14 protein-coding genes are annotated in these 15896 nt (G+C 72.5%); 7 read left to right on the top strand and 7 right to left on the bottom strand.

Annotated elements, in window-relative coordinates; genetic code table 11:
* Positions 1 to 13: 13 nt before the first annotated feature.
* The 3 genes from AB0927_RS04815 to AB0927_RS04825 all read right to left on the bottom strand — a co-directional run bounded on the left by AB0927_RS04815 (position 14) and on the right by AB0927_RS04825 (position 2564).
* Positions 14 to 1108, bottom strand: coding sequence for a trypsin-like peptidase domain-containing protein (locus tag AB0927_RS04815; RefSeq protein ID WP_366666089.1), 1095 nt, complete (start codon positions 1106 to 1108; stop codon positions 14 to 16).
* A 56-nt stretch (positions 1109 to 1164) separates the two neighbouring features.
* The gene (locus tag AB0927_RS04820; protein WP_366666355.1) at positions 1165 to 1866 is read right to left on the bottom strand and encodes a methyltransferase domain-containing protein; all 702 of its coding nucleotides are present in this window, start codon (positions 1864 to 1866) and stop codon (positions 1165 to 1167) included.
* 83 nt (positions 1867 to 1949) lie between these two features.
* Positions 1950 to 2564 (bottom strand): DUF3043 domain-containing protein, encoded by a 615-nt coding sequence (locus AB0927_RS04825; RefSeq protein WP_366666090.1) that lies wholly within the window; start codon positions 2562 to 2564, stop codon positions 1950 to 1952.
* Between the two features lie 252 nt (positions 2565 to 2816).
* Between AB0927_RS04825 and AB0927_RS04830 the strand changes: the two genes are divergently transcribed.
* The 5 genes from AB0927_RS04830 to AB0927_RS04850 all read left to right on the top strand — a co-directional run bounded on the left by AB0927_RS04830 (position 2817) and on the right by AB0927_RS04850 (position 9396).
* Positions 2817 to 3614 (top strand): PspA/IM30 family protein, encoded by a 798-nt coding sequence (locus AB0927_RS04830; protein WP_086808849.1) that lies wholly within the window; start codon positions 2817 to 2819, stop codon positions 3612 to 3614.
* Between the two features lie 46 nt (positions 3615 to 3660).
* Positions 3661 to 3939 carry a hypothetical protein gene (locus AB0927_RS04835; protein ID WP_366666091.1) on the top strand — a complete coding sequence of 93 codons (279 nt, stop codon included), beginning with the start codon at positions 3661 to 3663 and terminating at the stop codon, positions 3937 to 3939.
* A gap of 158 nt (positions 3940 to 4097) precedes the next feature.
* Positions 4098 to 5387 (top strand): histidine kinase, encoded by a 1290-nt coding sequence (locus AB0927_RS04840; RefSeq protein WP_366666092.1) that lies wholly within the window; start codon positions 4098 to 4100, stop codon positions 5385 to 5387.
* Positions 5384 to 6061, top strand: a complete 678-nt coding sequence (locus AB0927_RS04845; RefSeq protein WP_366666093.1) for a response regulator transcription factor — start codon at positions 5384 to 5386, stop codon at positions 6059 to 6061. Before AB0927_RS04840 ends, AB0927_RS04845 begins: the two co-directional genes overlap by 4 nt.
* 233 nt (positions 6062 to 6294) lie before the next feature.
* A complete protein-coding gene (locus AB0927_RS04850) occupies positions 6295 to 9396 on the top strand; it encodes an efflux RND transporter permease subunit (protein ID WP_366666094.1) in 3102 nt (1033 codons plus the stop codon).
* A gap of 74 nt (positions 9397 to 9470) precedes the next feature.
* Here the strand turns inward: AB0927_RS04850 and nadA are convergent, their stop codons facing one another.
* Positions 9471 to 10655 carry a quinolinate synthase NadA gene (gene nadA / locus AB0927_RS04855; RefSeq protein ID WP_366666095.1) on the bottom strand — a complete coding sequence of 395 codons (1185 nt, stop codon included), beginning with the start codon at positions 10653 to 10655 and terminating at the stop codon, positions 9471 to 9473.
* Positions 10656 to 10944: 289 nt separating this feature from the next.
* On the opposite strand from nadA, the gene AB0927_RS04860 reads away from it, so the two are divergent.
* Positions 10945 to 11301 carry an iron-sulfur cluster assembly accessory protein gene (locus tag AB0927_RS04860; RefSeq protein ID WP_366666097.1) on the top strand — a complete coding sequence of 119 codons (357 nt, stop codon included), beginning with the start codon at positions 10945 to 10947 and terminating at the stop codon, positions 11299 to 11301.
* 70 nt (positions 11302 to 11371) lie between these two features.
* On the opposite strand, the gene AB0927_RS04865 is transcribed toward AB0927_RS04860, so the two are convergent.
* Together AB0927_RS04865 and AB0927_RS04870 are read right to left on the bottom strand one after the other, a co-directional pair.
* Positions 11372 to 12784: a hypothetical protein gene (locus tag AB0927_RS04865; RefSeq protein WP_366666098.1), complete on the bottom strand. Its 1413-nt coding sequence runs from the start codon at positions 12782 to 12784 to the stop codon at positions 11372 to 11374.
* Between the two features lie 111 nt (positions 12785 to 12895).
* Positions 12896 to 13132, bottom strand: coding sequence for a hypothetical protein (locus AB0927_RS04870; RefSeq protein WP_366666099.1), 237 nt, complete (start codon positions 13130 to 13132; stop codon positions 12896 to 12898).
* 130 nt (positions 13133 to 13262) lie between these two features.
* On the opposite strand from AB0927_RS04870, the gene AB0927_RS04875 reads away from it, so the two are divergent.
* Entirely contained in the window at positions 13263 to 14237 is a 975-nt protein-coding gene (locus tag AB0927_RS04875; RefSeq protein WP_366666100.1) for a carbohydrate kinase family protein, read from the top strand.
* 9 nt (positions 14238 to 14246) lie between these two features.
* Here the strand turns inward: AB0927_RS04875 and AB0927_RS04880 are convergent, their stop codons facing one another.
* Positions 14247 to 15623, bottom strand: coding sequence for an aminotransferase class V-fold PLP-dependent enzyme (locus AB0927_RS04880; protein WP_366666101.1), 1377 nt, complete (start codon positions 15621 to 15623; stop codon positions 14247 to 14249).
* Positions 15624 to 15896: the final 273 nt, after the last annotated feature.

Raw genomic sequence — 15896 nt, forward strand, 5'->3', positions numbered from 1 at the left:
CACGTGCCTCCCCTCACTGCTCGCCCAGCGTCACCTCCGCCGTCCGCTCCGTCCCGTCCCGCTGGTACGTCACCGTGGTGCGCCGGCCCGGCTGGCTCGACGCCAGGGCCTCCTGCAACGAGGTGATGGTGGTGATGGACTGCCGGTCGACCCTGGTGATGATGTCGCCGGTGCGCAGCCCGGCCCGCGCCGCGGGACCCCCGCTCTGGATGGTCGCGATGGCGACCCCGGCCGGCTGGAGGCGGTCGTCCACCACGGTCCGCCCGGTGATGCCGAGCGCGGCCCGCCCCGAGTCCACCACCCGGCCCTCGCGCACGATCTGACCGGCGATGGTCCGCGCCATCGACGCCGGGATGGCGAAGCCGATCCCGGCCGCCGCGTTGCCGAGGCTGGGGTCGGCCGCGGCGAGCGTCGGGATGCCGATGACCTGCCCGTCGAGGTTGACCAGGGCGCCGCCGCTGTTGCCCGGGTTGATGGCCGCCGAGGTCTGCACCATGTTGGCGATGGTGGCACCGGTACCCCCGTCGGCGCTGCCCTCGCTGACGGTCCGCCCGGTCGCCGAGACGATCCCCTGGGTCACGCTGGACGACAGCCCGAGCGGCGAGCCCATGGCCAGCACGATCTGCCCGACCTCCACCTTCTCGGAGTCCCCGAACACCGCCGGCCGCAGCCCGTCCGGCACCCGGTCCAGCTTGATCACGGCGAGGTCCTGCTGGGGGTAGGAGTAGACCAGGCTCGCGGTGAGCGGCTCCTCGTTGCCCGCCGTGGTCACCCGGAAGGTCTTCTCGTCGCCGACCACGTGCGCGTTGGTGACGATGTGCCCCCGGTCGTCGTACACGATCCCGGAGCCCAGGTCACGGCTCGCCTCGATCTGTACGACGGAGGGCAGCGCCTGCTTGATGACCCGCTGGTAGGCGCTCTGGAGATCGCCCGCCGCCATCGGCACGGTCGCCGGGCTCGCCGCCGCCGTCGCCGTGTCGTGCCGCCGGGCGCTCGGGGCGCCGGCGCCCTCGCAGCCCGCGGTGAGCGCCGTGCAGCACACCAGGAGGACGGTCAGGACGACGTGGCGCAGGAGGGGGGTACGGGAAGCGCGAGCGGAAGCGTCCATGGACCGAGTCTGTCCGCCCGGTGATCAGCGGGCCCGCCGGGTTGCCCCGATCGGGCTCAGCCCCGTACCCCGCACAGATGCAGCAGCGCCGCGACCCCGCGGTACGGGTCCGTGCGGCCCGCCCGCTCCTCGGCCGCGAGCAGCGTCTCCAGGTCGTCCGGCAGCGGCGCGTCGTCCGACGCCAGGTCCGTGAAGACCCGCACCCCGTACCAGGCGTGCAGCGGGGCCGCGATGCCGGCGAGGGTGGCGGTGAGCTTGGACAGCCGGTCGGCCCGCACGTGCAGGCCGAGGCGGTTGGTGTACGCGGTGGTGTCGAAGGCGGCCAGCGCGCCCGCCGCGTCCCCGGCGAGGCCGGGCCGCATGGCGAGCGCGTCGCCGTTGCGCACCAGCAGCGAGAGCAGCCCGCCCGGCGCGAGCATCCGCGCGAGGCCCGCCACCATCGGGTCGGGATCGGGGACGTACATCAGCACGCCGTGGCACAGCACCAGGTCGAAGCCGCCCGGCAGGAAGTGCACCCCGGTGTCCCGGCCGTCGCCCTGCACCAGCCGCACCCGCTCCCGGACGCCCTGCGGCTCCCGGGCCAGCGCCGCGCGCGCCGCCGCGACCATCACCGGGTCCTGCTCCACCCCGGTCACCTGATGCCCGAGGCGGGCGAGCCGCAGCGCCTGGGTGCCCTGGCCTATCCCCACGTCGAGCACCCGCAGCCGCTGCCCGACCGGGAACCGCCCGGCTATCTGCTCGTCCAGCTGCCGCGCCACCAGTTCCTGGCGTACGACGTCCCGGAGCCTGCCCACCTTGTCCAGCCAGGAGTGCGCCGCACCCCCGGTGAAAGCGTCTGCGCTCAGGGCCGCTCTCCGCGCTTGACCTGCGGCTTCGGCAGCCGGAGCCGGCGCATCTGGAGCGAGCGCATCAGGGCGTAGGCCACCGCGCCGCGCGTGTTGCCGTCCGGGAAGCGCTCCTTGAGGCGCTTCTTCAGCCGGAAACCGCTGATGGCGGCGTCCACCACGATCAGGACGATCACCGCGGCCCACAGCAGCAGCGCGATGCTCTGGATCGACGACACCCGCACCACGCTGAGCACGAGGATCACGATGGCGAGCGGCAGGAAGAACTCCGCCACGTTGAACCGCGAGTCCACCCAGTCACGGGCGAACTTGCGGACCGGGCCCCGGTCCCTGGCCGGCAGATAGCGCTCGTCGCCCCCGGCCAGCGCCTGGCGCTGCCTCTGGAGCGCCTGGCGGCGCTCCTCGCGCTGCCGCTTGGCGGCGTCCTTGCGCGTCGTCGGGGTGCTGGCGACGCTGCGGCGCTGGGACTGGGCCTCACTCCGCTTGGGAGTGGGCCTGCCCTTCGGGGCCTGCGGGTCACGGGGCTGCTTGGCGAAGTTCACCGGCTTGTCGGCCTGGGACTTCTCTTCCTTGGCACGGCTACGGAACACAAAGACCAAGGGTAAGGGCATCCGGGGCACGGACCCCAGCCCGGCCGGGAACGATCCGGCAACACCCGGCGTCTCTACGACACGGATACGACGTGCGGGGGGCCGGGTGAGGGGCCGTCTCCTCCCTGCGCCGGATCGGTACTCTCCGCAGTCGTCCTCGGGGATGAGCGCATCACGCCCCGGACAGTGCGGTAATGGAGGCAGGGCCCGTACTGTGGGTCTTGTCGCAGGATCGGTGAGCTGGAGTCCGTCAGAAGGGGGCGCGCGAAGCCCATGAGCGGTGTCATGAAGCGTATGGGGATGATCTTCCGCGCGAAGGCGAACAAAGCCCTTGACCGGGCCGAGGACCCGCGCGAGACCCTCGATTACTCGTACCAGAAGCAGCTTGAGCTGCTCCAGAAGGTGCGCCGCGGCGTCGCCGACGTGGCGACCAGCCGCAAGCGCCTGGAACTCCAGCTCAACCAGTTGCAGCAGCAGTCCGGGAAGCTGGAGGACCAGGGCCGCAAGGCGCTCGCGCTCGGCCGCGAGGACCTGGCCCGCGAGGCGCTGTCCCGGCGCGCCGCCCTCCAGCAGCAGGTGACCGACCTGGAGACGCAGCACGCCACCCTCCAGGGCGAGGAGGAGAAGCTCACCCTGGCGGCCCAGCGCCTCCAGGCCAAGGTGGACGCCTTCCGCACCAAGAAGGAGACCATCAAGGCCACCTACACCGCCGCCCAGGCCCAGACCCGCATCGGCGAGGCCTTCTCCGGCATCTCCGAGGAGATGGGCGACGTCGGCCTCGCGATCCAGCGCGCCGAGGACAAGACGCAGCAGCTCCAGGCCCGCGCCGGCGCCATCGACGAACTGCTCGCCTCCGGCGCCCTGGACGACCCGACCGGCATGGCCAAGGACGACATCGCGGCCGAGCTGGACCGGCTCTCCGGTGGTAGTGATGTAGAGCTGGAGCTTCAGCGCATGAAGGCCGAGCTGGCCGGAGGCACCCAGCAGCAGGCCATCGAGGGCGGCGCCGGACAGGGGCAGCCCCAGGCCCAGCAGCAGCCGCAGGACACCCCGCGCTTCGACAAGCAGTAGCGGCAGCGGGGCGCCGCCGGGAGACGAGCGAGCCGAGGAGGCCGACGTGATCGTACGGATCATGGGGGAGGGCCAGGTCAGGCTGGACGACTCCCACTTCGCCGAGCTGAACAAGCTGGACGACGAGCTGCTGGCCGAGACGGAGAGCGGTGACGAGGAGGGCTTCCGGCGCACCCTCGGCGCCCTGCTCGACGCCGTCCGCCGGCTGGGCGCACCCCTCGCGGACGACGTGCTGGAGCCCTCGGACCTGATCCTGCCGGCGCCGGACGCGTCGCTGGACGAGGTCCGGACGATGCTCAGCGAAGACGGCCTGATCCCGGATTGACCCCGCACTGACCCCGCACCGCCCCGGACCGGCCGTCCGGGAGCGGACCGTCATCGGACCCGGGGAAGATCAGGGCCGGGCCGGGGACGCGTCAGGGCCGGTCCAGGGTGGCCACGCGGCGGCGCGGGCCCGCCGTGGCGCGCCGTACTGTTCCTACCGTGACCACTCTCGAACGTGCCCGCTGCGAGCTCAGGGCCCATCCCCTCGCCCTTGACGCGACCCTCGCCGCGGCCGTCCTCGTCTGCATGGTCGCCGGCTCCTTCGCCGTCCCCCGCGACGTCAACGGCATCACCTGGGGCCTTCGCACCCCCGCCCCCCTCAGCCTCCTGCTGATGTTCCTCGCCGCGGCCGTCCTCGTCTTCCGCCGCCGCGCCCCCCGCACCGTCCTCACCCTCACCGGCACCCTCTCCGTCGTGGAGTGCGTCACCGGCGACCCCCGTGCCCCCGTCGCGATGTCCGCCGTCATCGCCCTGTACACCGTCGCCGCCACCACCGACCGCACCACCACCTTCCGCGTCGGCCTGCTCACCATGACGGTGCTGACCGCCGCCGCGATGCTCGCCGGCCCGCTGCCCTGGTACGCGCAGGAGAACCTGGGCGTCCTCGCCTGGACCGGCATCGGCGCCACCGCGGGTGACGCGGTCCGCAGCCGCAGGGCCGTCGTCCAGGCCATCCGGGAACGCGCCGAGCGCGCGGAGCGCACCCGCGAGGAGGAGGCCCGCAGAAGGGTCGCCGAGGAACGCCTGCGCATCGCCCGCGACCTGCACGACGTCGTCGCCCACCACATCGCCCTGGTCAACGTGCAGGCCGGGGTCGCGGCCCACGTCATGGACAAGCGCCCCGACCAGGCCAAGGAGGCCCTCGCCCACGTCCGCGAGGCCAGCCGCAGCGCGCTGAACGAACTGCGCGCGACCGTCGGCCTGCTCCGCCAGTCCGGCGACCCCGAGGCCCCCACTGAACCGGCCCCCGGACTCAGCCTCCTCGAAGAGCTGGCCGGCACCTTCCGCAGCGCCGGGCTCCCCGTGGAGGTCGCCCGCGCCGACCAGGGCACCCATCTGCCCGCGTCGGTGGACCTCGCCGCCTACCGGATCGTCCAGGAGGCCCTGACCAACGTGCGCAAACACGCGGGCGAGGGCGCCCGCGCCGAGGTCAGCGTGGTACGCGTCGGAGCGGACATCGAGATCACGGTCGTGGACAACGGCTCCGCCGGGCCGCCAGCCCCCGAAACCGTCCCCGGCACCGCCCCCGACGCCGTCCCGGAGGCCGACCCCGGGACCGGCGGCGGCCATGGCCTGCTCGGCATGCGCGAACGCGTCAGCGCCCTCGGCGGCACCCTCACCACCGGCCCCCGCTACGGCGGCGGCTTCCGCGTCCATGCGATCCTGCCGGTCACCACCACCGACACCCGTATCGAGGGCCGTACGACGGCACCGGGGGAGCTCGTATGACGATCCGTGTCCTGCTCGCCGACGACCAGGCACTGCTGCGCAGCGCGTTCCGGGTGCTGGTCGACTCCGAGCCCGACATGGAGGTGGTGGGGGAGGCCTCCGACGGTGCCCAGGCGGCCCGGCTGGCCAAGGAGCGGCGCGCCGACGTCGTCCTCATGGACATCCGCATGCCCGGCACCGACGGCCTCGCCGCCACCCGCCTGATCAGCGAGGACCCCGAACTCGCGCACGTCCGCGTGGTCATCCTGACCACCTTCGAGGTGGACGACTACGTCGTGCGGTCGCTGCGCGCCGGCGCCTCCGGCTTCCTCGGCAAGGGCAGCGAACCGGAGGAACTGCTCAGCGCCATCCGGATCGCCGCGGCCGGCGACGCCCTGCTGTCCCCGGCCGCCACCAAGGGCCTGATCGCCCGCTTCCTCGCCCAGGGCGACGACGACGGCCGCGCCCCCGTCGGCTCCGAGCGGCTCGACGCGCTCACCGGCCGCGAGCGCGAGGTGCTCGTCCAGGTCGCCGGCGGCCACTCCAACGACGAGATCGCCGAGCGCCTCGCGGTCAGCCCGCTGACCGTGAAGACCCACGTCAACCGGGCCATGGCCAAGCTCGGCGCGCGCGACCGCGCCCAGCTCGTGGTGATCGCGTACGAGTCCGGGCTGGTCCGTCCGCGGATGGACTGATCTCCACCCGCGTGTACTGCGCGCGGAGTAGGAGACGGGTGGGGAAACGGGACCTGGGGCCTACGGTCCGGGCGTCCCGGATGGCCGAGGGTGGTGGGGTGGACGCTCCTGGGCGTCCGTCGTCGCTTCCCCGGCGTACTCCCGGCGGGCCCTCGGCGACCCTCCGTGGAACCTCGGCGAACCCTCCGTGACCGGAAGCGCTTCTGCCGCTCACAGAAGAGAGACCCTCACCCATGTCCTGGCTGTCCAGATTCAGCCTCGCGCAACGGGCCCTCATCGGGCTCGTCTCGATCGTCGCCCTGGTCTTCGGGGCGATCGCGATACCCCAGATCAAGCAGCAGCTGCTGCCCACCATCGACCTGCCCATGGTGTCGGTGATCGCGCCGTACCAGGGCGCCGCGCCCGACGCGGTCGAGAAGCAGGTGGTGGAGCCGATCGAGAACAGCCTCCAGGGCGTCGACGGCGTCACCTCGGTCACCTCCACCGCGGGCGAGGGCAACGCCGTGATCATGGCGTCCTTCGACTACGGCAACGGCTCCCAGCAGATCGTCGCGGACGTGCAGCAGGCCGTGAACCGGGCCCGCAACCAGCTCCCGGCCGAGGTCGACCCGCAGGTGGTCTCCGGTTCCACCGACGACATGCCGACCGTCGTGCTCGCCGTCACCTCCGACAAGGACCAGCAGGCGCTGGCCGACCAGCTCGACAAGACGGTCGTCCCGGCGCTGAAGGACATCGACGGCGTCGGCCGCGTCCAGGTCACCGGCGTGCGCGACCTCCAGGTCGCGGTCACCCCGGACACCGCCGAGCTGGCGCGGGACGGCCTCACCCCCGCCGCCCTCGCCCAGGCCCTCCAGGCGGGCGGCGCGAGCGTCCCGGCCGGCTCCTTCGACGAGAACGGCGCCAACCGCACCGTCCAGGTCGGCGGCGGGTTCACCACGCTGGAGCAGATCAAGGACCTCAGGGTCGCCGGCGGGAGCGTCCACAAGGCCGTACGCCTCGGTGACGTGGCCACCGTCAAGGAGCAGCCGGCCCCGGCCGACTCCCTCACCCGCACCGACGGACGGCCCAGCCTCGCCGTCAACGTGACGATGGACCACGACGGCAGCGCCGTCACCATCTCCGACGCGGTCAAGGACAAGCTGCCCGGCCTGCGCGAACAGCTCGGCACCGGCGCGAAGCTCACCGTCGTCAGCGACCAGGGGCCGGCCGTCTCCAAGTCCATCAAGGGCCTGACCACCGAGGGCGCGCTCGGCCTGCTCTTCGCGGTCCTGGTCATCCTGCTCTTCCTCGGCTCGCTGCGCTCGACGCTGGTCACCGCGGTCTCCATCCCGCTGTCCGTCGTCCTCGCGCTGATCGTGCTGTGGACCGGCGGCCTGTCCCTGAACATGCTCACGCTGGGCGCCCTGACCATCGCCATCGGCCGCGTCGTGGACGACTCGATCGTGGTCCTGGAGAACATCAAGCGGCACCTCGGCTACGGCGAGGAGCGCCGGTCGGCGATCATCGACGCGGTGCGCGAGGTGGCCGGCGCGGTCACCTCCTCCACCCTCACCACGGTCGCGGTGTTCCTGCCGATCGGCCTGGTCGGCGGCATGGTGGGCGCGCTGTTCGGCTCCTTCAGCATCACGGTCACGGCGTCCCTGCTGGCCTCGCTGCTGGTCTCGCTGACGGTCGTGCCCGTGCTGTCGTACTGGTTCCTGCGCGCCCCCAAGGGCACCCCCGAGGACGCGGCGGAGGCCCGCCGCAGGGCCGAGGAGAAGGAGGCGAACAGCCGCCTCCAGCGCGCGTACGTCCCCGTGCTGCGCTTCGCGACGCGCCGCCGCCTCGGCAGCGTGCTGATCGCGGTCGTCGTCCTGGTCGTCACGTTCGGCATGTCCGGACTGCTCAAGACCAACCTCTTCGACCAGGGCGAGCAGGAGGTCATCACGATCAAGCAGGAGCTGAAGCCCGGCACCAGCCTGGCCGGCACCGACGCGCAGGCCAGGAAGGTCGAGAAGCTCCTCGCGGCCACCGACGGCGTCAAGGACTACCAGGTCACCGTCGGCTCCTCCGGCTTCATGGCGGCCTTCGGCGGCGGCACGAACACCAACCAGGCGTCCTACCAGGTGATGCTGAAGGACTCGAAGTCGTCCGACGCCGTGCAGAAGCGCCTGGAGAGCGGCCTCAAGGACCTCAAGGGCATCGGTACGACCACGGTGTCCACCGGTGGCGGCTTCGGCAGCCAGAACCTCAGCGTCGTGGTGAAGGCCTCCGACCCGCAGGCGCTGCGCACGGCGGCCGAGCAGGTCCGCGCCACCGTGGCCGGGCTCGACGGCGTCACCGACGTGAGCAGCGACCTCGCCACCAGCGTGCCGCGGATCTCGGTGACGGCCAACGCCAAGGCGGCCGCGGCCGGGTTCGACAACCAGAAGCTCGGCGCGGCGGTGGCCCAGGCGGTGCGCGGTACGACGGCGGCGAAGGCGACCCTCGACGACACCGAGCGCGACGTCGTCGTCAAGTCGGCCAAGCCCGCGACCACGGTGGCCCAGTTGCAGAACCTGCGCCTCGGCCCGGTGAAGCTCGGCGACATCGCCACGGTGAAGCTGGTGGACGGCCCGGTCTCGCTGACCCGGATCGACGGCCAGCGCGCCGCCACCATCACCGCCAAGCCGACCGGCGACAACACGGGCGCGGTCAGCTCCCGGCTCCAGTCGAAGATCAAGGCCCTGAAGCTCCCCGCGGGCGCCCAGGCCCAGATCGGCGGTGTCACCTCCGACCAGAGCGACGCCTTCAAGAACCTCGGCCTCGCCATGCTGGCCGCGATCGCGATCGTCTTCATGCTCCTGGTCGCCACCTTCCGCTCCCTGGCCCAGCCGCTGATCCTCCTGGTCTCCATCCCCTTCGCGGCGACGGGCGCCCTCGGCCTCCTGGTCGTCACGGGCACCCCGATGGGCGTCCCCGCCATGATCGGCATGCTGATGCTGATCGGCATCGTGGTGACGAACGCGATCGTGCTGATCGACCTGATCAACCAGTACCGGGCCCAGGGCTACGGCGTCGTGGAAGCCGTGGTGGAGGGCGGCCGGCACCGGCTGCGCCCCATCCTGATGACGGCCCTGGCCACGATCTTCGCCCTGCTGCCGATGGCCCTCGGCGTCACGGGCGAGGGCGGATTCATCGCCCAGCCGCTGGCCGTGGTCGTGATCGGCGGCCTGATCACCTCGACCCTGCTCACGCTGCTGCTGGTCCCGACCCTCTACGCCATGCTCGAACTCCGCAAGGAGCGCCGGGCGAGGAAGAAGGCGGCGAAGCACCAGCCGACGACCCCCGCCCAGCCGGACCTGGCCCAGGTCTGACGACGGCACACGACGACGCCCCGCATCCGGTTCGTACCGGGTGCGGGGCGTCGTCGTGCGCGGACCGCCGGCGGTTACGGCAGCGCCAGCATCCGCTCCAGCGCCAGCTTCGCGAACGCCTCGGTCTCCTCGTCGACCTGGATGCGGTTGACCAGGTTGCCCTCGGCGAGGGATTCCAGGGTCCAGACCAGGTGGGGCAGGTCGATGCGGTTCATGGTGGAGCAGAAGCAGACCGTGCGGTCGAGGAAGACGATCTCCTTGCCCTCGGGCGCGAAACGGTTCGCCAGGCGGCGGACCAGGTTCAGCTCCGTGCCGATGGCCCACTTGGAGCCGGCCGGGGCCGCCTCCAGGGCCTTGATGATGTACTCCGTCGAGCCGACGTAGTCCGCCGCGGCCACGACCTCGTGCTTGCACTCCGGGTGGACCAGGACGTTCACGCCGGGGATGCGGGCGCGCACGTCGTTGACCGACTCCAGGCTGAAGCGGCCGTGGACCGAGCAGTGGCCGCGCCACAGGATCATCTTCGCGGCGCGCAGCTCGTCCGCCGTCAGGCCGCCGTTCGGCTTGTGCGGGTTGTAGACGACGCAGTCGTCCAGGGACATCCCCATGTCGCGCACGGCGGTGTTGCGGCCCAGGTGCTGGTCGGGCAGGAAGAGCACCTTCTCGCCCTGTTCGAACGCCCAGTCCAGCGCGCGCTTGGCGTTGGAGGAGGTGCAGATGGTGCCGCCGTGCTTGCCGGTGAACGCCTTGATGTCGGCCGAGGAGTTCATGTAGGAGACGGGGACGACCTGGTCGGCCACCCCGGCCTCGGTCAGCACGTCCCAGCACTCCGCGACCTGCTCCGCCGTGGCCATGTCGGCCATGGAGCAGCCGGCCGCGAGGTCGGGCAGGACCACCTTCTGGTCGGCGGTGGTGAGGATGTCCGCCGACTCGGCCATGAAGTGCACACCGCAGAAGACGATGTACTCCGCCCCCGGGCGCGCGGCCGCGTCCCGGGCCAGCTTGAAGGAGTCGCCCGTGACGTCGGCGAACTGGATCACCTCGTCGCGCTGGTAGTGGTGACCGAGCACGAAGACCTTGTCGCCGAGCTTCTCCTTGGCGGCGCGGGCGCGCTCCACCAGGGCGGGGTCCGACGCCGAGGGCAGATCACCGGGGCACTCGACACCCCGCTCGCTCTTCGGGTCGGCCTCGCGGCCGAGCAGCAACAGGGCGAGCGGAGTCGGCTGTACGTCGAGCTCCGGGGTCTGGGCGGTGGTCACGGCACGCACCCTTTCTATTTCTCGTCTATCTGACGCTATCTATCATAAACGCTTCACGTCAGTTTGACGATGGCCATAGCGTCTATGTGACGGGAATCCCGGTGGCTGGCATCGCGCGGGTGTCCCGGATCCCTCCGCGGGCCGCTGTGCGCCTCCGCGCGCGTGTGCGAGCATGAAGGGGCACAAAGCGAAATCGCGACCGCGTGACGCCCGGCCCGGAATGAATCCGCGGAAGCGCCGGTTGCACTCGTCGGCAAGCAGTCTCCGTACAAACCCGGGAGAGATGTAGATGTCCGTATCGGACGAGACCAAAACCGTCAGCGACGGCATCATCCTGACCGACGCCGCCGCGGCCAAGGTCAAGGCCCTGCTCGACCAGGAAGGCCGCGACGACCTCGCGCTGCGCGTCGCCGTCCAGCCCGGCGGCTGCTCCGGCCTGCGGTACCAGCTGTTCTTCGACGAGCGCACGCTCGACGGCGACGTGGAGAAGGACTTCGGCGGGGTCAAGGTCGTCACCGACCGCATGAGCGCCCCGTACCTGGGCGGCGCCACCGTCGACTTCGTGGACACGATCGAGAAGCAGGGCTTCACGATCGACAACCCGAACGCCACCGGCTCCTGCGCCTGCGGCGACTCCTTCAGCTAAGCCGTCGCCAAGACGCCGAAGCCAGAGGCGGCGACCCCGAACGGGGCTCGCCGCCTCTGGCGTGTCCGCGCTACCGCGCCGACGCCCCGGGCCGCAGTGCCCCCGGCTTCGCCCGCGGGATGCGCGCGCCGTCCGCGCCGACCACCGTCCGGCCGTCCACCGGGGCCTTCAGCCGGACGGTCCGCACCAACTCCTTGGCGATCATCGGGCAGACCTCGCCCTCGTGCCGGTGCTCGGTGACCGTGACCGTCACCCGGGTGGCGGTCTCCCGTGCCGCCGCCGTGTAGTCGGCGCACAGGCCGCCGTAGAAGCTCACGGTGATGTTCCGGTCGTCGGCCGTGTAGCCGGTGACCTTGACCGGGTTCCCGGCGCTCGGCGGCGACGAGGGGGCCGAGGACGCCGACGGCGCCAGATAGCGGGGGTCGATCGCCGGGTACGACACCGTCCCCGACCCCTGCGTCTCGAACAGCCAGGACGGCACCAGGGCCGCCCGCCCGCCGACCGAGTGCGCGGCCAGCCCGAACACCGCCTTGTCCACCACGACCGTCCCGGACGCCCCGGACGCGGCCGGTCCGCACGGCTGCTCCAGCCGCGTCGCGAACCGCGCCGGACTCGCGCAGCCCCCGGCCCCCATCCGGTGGTCGCCCTTCGGCGCCGCGTTCATCAGCGCGAGGGTCTTCTCCGCGCCCAGGACGGGGTACGCCGCCCCCTTCACCGGCGTCGACAGCGACCCGTGGCCGCCGACCAGCTCGCCCTGGCCGCCGATCGTCAGCCCGGTCGTCCAGCCGGTGGTGGGCAGCCCGCCCACCACCGGGTCGGCGGTCACCACCCGCTGCCGGCCCATGACCTGGCGGGCATCGGTCTTCGCGCCGTCCAGGCCCACCGCCCGCAGCACGGGCGCCGCCGCCTTCTCGGCCGCCGCCATGCTCACCGGCGCCCCGGTGGGGCCCACCGGATCGGGCACGCACGAGGGACCCTTGCCGCAGTCGTCCGTACCCGGCGCGTACCGGCTGAAGGTCCACTCGCCCGGCGCGTCCCGGTCCACCTGGAGGGTCGGCCCGGAGCCGTCCTTGCCGCCGATCCGCCAGCCGTGGCCCTCGGTCACCGGTGTCCCGGTCACCCCGAGCGCCTTCGCCAGCCGGACCACCTGGTCCCTGCCGACCTCGGCACCCCCGTACACCGGCGCCGAGCCGGGCCCCTCCGGCAGCGCGCCCCGCGCCGCGTAGTGGGCGCCGTAGGGATCCGACCGGTCGTCGAGGGCGAGCGGCGGGGGAGGGGTGGTGTCCGACGCGGCGGGGGTCGCGTGACCGCCCTGTGCGTCGGACGCCGCTACGTACGCGCCGCCGCCGCCGACCAGCAGGACGGCGGCCGCGACGCACAGGACGGCGGCGCGCGAACGCCGGCGGGAGCGGACCGCGGGTGCCTCCCGCCCGTCCGGCGCCTCGGGGACTTCCCCTGGGTTCTCAGGCCGCTTTGTGTTCACCGCATCGCTCCTCGCCGGTCCGTGTCCCGCGTGTCCCGTTCCGGGGGACGACGGTGGGACGAGGGGCGGCGGCGGGAGGTTCCCGCGCCTACGCCATCCGGGTGAGCGGGATCAGTCGCCGTAGTCGGACATGCCGTCGAGCAGCCGGACGGAACGCTGCGACACGGACACCTTGCGGATGCGGGACGGCGGCACCGGGCGGGCGGCGGAGTGCTCGGGCGCGGGCCAGCGCTGGGCCATCCGGGCGCAGTCGCCGCGCAGGGTGTCGAGGCCGCCTTCGAGATCGCCGGGGGCGGGGCAGACCGGAGTGCCGGATTCGGCGGACGAGGAGCCCTTGAGGTTCGTCATGACGGAACCGTAGACACGGTCGAGCCCGCGAAGAAAGATCTACTATCGGGTAGTTTCGTCAACTACAGCGCGGGTCTCCGACCCGGTAGCGTGAACTGTCATTGCAGCCTCCCGCAGGAGAATCCCCGTCGTGCGCATCGCAGTCACCGGCTCCATCGCCACCGACCACCTCATGACCTTCCCCGGTCGGTTCGCCGACCAGCTCGTCGCGGACCAGCTGCACACGGTTTCGCTCTCCTTCCTCGTCGACAACCTCGACGTGCGCCGCGGCGGTGTCGCCGCGAACATCGCCTTCGGCATGGGCCAGCTCGGCACCCGGCCGATCCTGGCCGGCGCGGCCGGCTTCGACTTCGACGACTACCGCGCCTGGCTCGACCGGCACGGCGTCGACACCGAGTCGGTCCGCATCTCCGACACCCTGCACACCGCGCGCTTCGTGTGCACCACCGACGCCGACCACAACCAGATCGGCTCCTTCTACACCGGCGCGATGAGCGAGGCCCGGCTGATCGAGCTCAAGACGGTCGCCGACCGCGTGGGCGGCCTCGACCTGGTGCTGATCGGCGCCGACGACCCCGAGGCGATGCTCCGCCACACGGAGGAGTGCCGCTCCCGTTCGATCCCGTTCGCCGCCGACTTCTCGCAGCAGATCGCCCGGATGGAGGGCGAGGAGATCCGGATCCTGCTGGAGGGCGCGACGTACCTCTTCTCGAACGAGTACGAGAAGGGCCTCATCCAGACCAAGACCGGGCTCACCGACGAGGAGATCCTCGCGAAGGTCGGGCACCGGGTGACCACCCTCGGCTCGCGCGGCGTGCGGATCGAGCGGGCCGGAGCGGACCCGATCGAGGTCGGGTGCGCCGAGGAGGAGCGCAAGGCCGACCCGACCGGTGTCGGCGACGCCTTCCGCGCGGGCTTCCTGTCCGGCCTGGCGTGGGGCGTCTCGCTGGAGCGGGCCGCCCAGGTGGGCTGCATGATGGCGACGCTCGTCATCGAGACCGTGGGCACCCAGGAGTACCAGCTTCGGCGCGCGCACTTCATGGAGCGGTTCGTGAAGGCGTACGGCGACGAGGCGGGCGAGGAAGTGCGGGCGCACCTGCGCTGAGGCCGCCGGTCAGCTGAGCCGGCGGACCAGGTAGGCCGTTCCCCTCTCCGCCGGTTCCTCCCCCGCGTACTCCTGCCCCCGCATCTCGCACCACGCGGGGATGTCCAGGCGGGCCGCCTCGTCGTCCGACAGGACGCGGACGGTCCCGCCCACCGGGACGCCGGGGAACACCTTGGCCAGTTCGATGACCGGGAGGGGGCAGCGCTTGCCGAGGGCGTCGACGACGAGGGCGTCCGCCTCGGCCACCGTGACGGGCGCGGGCGCGCCCAGCTTGTCCCGCACCTCGCGGACGACACCCGGCAGCACCGCCAGGAACCGCTCCACGTCCTCCTCCGCCGTGCCCGGCGGCAGCGACACGCGGACGTTGCCCTCGCTGAGGACGCCCATGGCCTTCAGGACGTGGCTGGGGGTCAGGGTCCCGCTGGTGCAGGAGGAGCCGGAGGAGACGGCGAAGCCCTCGCGGTCCAGCTCGTGCAGCAGGGTCTCCCCGTCGACATAGAGACACGAGAAGGTGACGGTCCCCGGCAGCCGCCGCTCCGGGTCGCCCACCACCTCCACGTCCGGCACCAGCCGTGGCACCCGCGCCCGGATCCGCTCCGTCAGCTCCCGCAGCCGTACCGACTCCTGGGCCGCCTCGGCCCGCACCGCGCGCAGGGACGCGACCGCCGCCACGACGGCCGGGATGTTCTCGAACCCGGGGGCGCGCCCCGACTCCCGTTCGTCCGCCGGGCCTTGGGCGGCGAACCGGGCGCCCTTGCGCACGACGAGCAGCCCGACCCCCGACGGGCCGCCCCACTTGTGCGCACTGGCCGCGAGCAGCGACCAGCCGCCCCCGACGGGCCCCCACCCCAGCGACTGCGCCGCGTCCACCAGCAGCGGCACCCCGGCCGCCCCGCAGACCTCGGCCACCTCGGCCACCGGCTGTACGGTCCCCACCTCGTGGTTGGCCGACTGGAGCACGGCCAGCGCGGTGTCGGGGCGGAGCGCGGACGCGTAGCCGTCGGGGTCCACGGCACCCGTCCGGCTCACCGGCACCCGGGTCACCGAGCCGCCCTCCGCCTCGAACACCTCCGCCGAATGGAGGACGGAGGAGTGTTCGACGGCTGACACGATCAGGTGGCGTCCTGTCCGCCGCCTTCCCGCCAACGCGCCCGCGACACCCGCGTGTACGGCCCGGGTCCCCGAGGGCGTGAAGACCAGTTCGTCGGCCCGGCACCCGACCGCCTCGGCCGCCGCCTCCCGCGCCGCGTCCAGCAGCATCCGCGCCTTGCGCCCCTCCCGGTACAGCCGGGCGGGGTCGGCCCAGCCGTCGTCCAGGGCGGCCAACAGCGCCTGACGGGCGACGGGATGGAGGGGAGCGGCGGAAGCAGCGTCGAAGTAGGCCACACAACAACGGTAAGACGCAGGTGGGAGAAGAGGGGCACGGGGAAGCGCGCGGGGGCCTCCCACCACCCGTACCCGCTCCCCAAATCCCCACAACCCGAGCTATTGGGGGCCCGTCCACAGTGCAACTGAGTGAGGCGCCACGCGTATGCCCCCCTCCCCGCGAACCCCCGGAGGGCGTCGGCTAGGGTTTGGTCCGCATAAACATCCAAACCCCTGCCCGACGCAGGGCGGCGACCGACCAGCGAGAAGGCCGCAGCCGACCGCGCGGGCGAG

The organism is Streptomyces sp. NPDC048106 (assembly GCF_040706415.1).
Taxonomy (GTDB): Bacteria; Actinomycetota; Actinomycetes; order Streptomycetales; family Streptomycetaceae; genus Streptomyces.

What these genes read in the sequence shown, in the direction of transcription:
- AB0927_RS04815 (WP_366666089.1), bottom strand. Translation starts at nt 1,108, where the DNA reads ATGGACGCTTCCGCTCGCGCTTCCCGTACCCCCCTCCTGCGCCACGTC.
- AB0927_RS04825 (WP_366666090.1), bottom strand. Translation starts at nt 2,564, where the DNA reads ATGCCCTTACCCTTGGTCTTTGTGTTCCGTAGCCGTGCCAAGGAAGAG.
- AB0927_RS04830 (WP_086808849.1), top strand. Translation starts at nt 2,817, where the DNA reads ATGAGCGGTGTCATGAAGCGTATGGGGATGATCTTCCGCGCGAAGGCG.
- AB0927_RS04845 (WP_366666093.1), top strand. Translation starts at nt 5,384, where the DNA reads ATGACGATCCGTGTCCTGCTCGCCGACGACCAGGCACTGCTGCGCAGC.
- AB0927_RS04850 (WP_366666094.1), top strand. Translation starts at nt 6,295, where the DNA reads ATGTCCTGGCTGTCCAGATTCAGCCTCGCGCAACGGGCCCTCATCGGG.
- AB0927_RS04860 (WP_366666097.1), top strand. Translation starts at nt 10,945, where the DNA reads ATGTCCGTATCGGACGAGACCAAAACCGTCAGCGACGGCATCATCCTG.
- AB0927_RS04870 (WP_366666099.1), bottom strand. Translation starts at nt 13,132, where the DNA reads ATGACGAACCTCAAGGGCTCCTCGTCCGCCGAATCCGGCACTCCGGTC.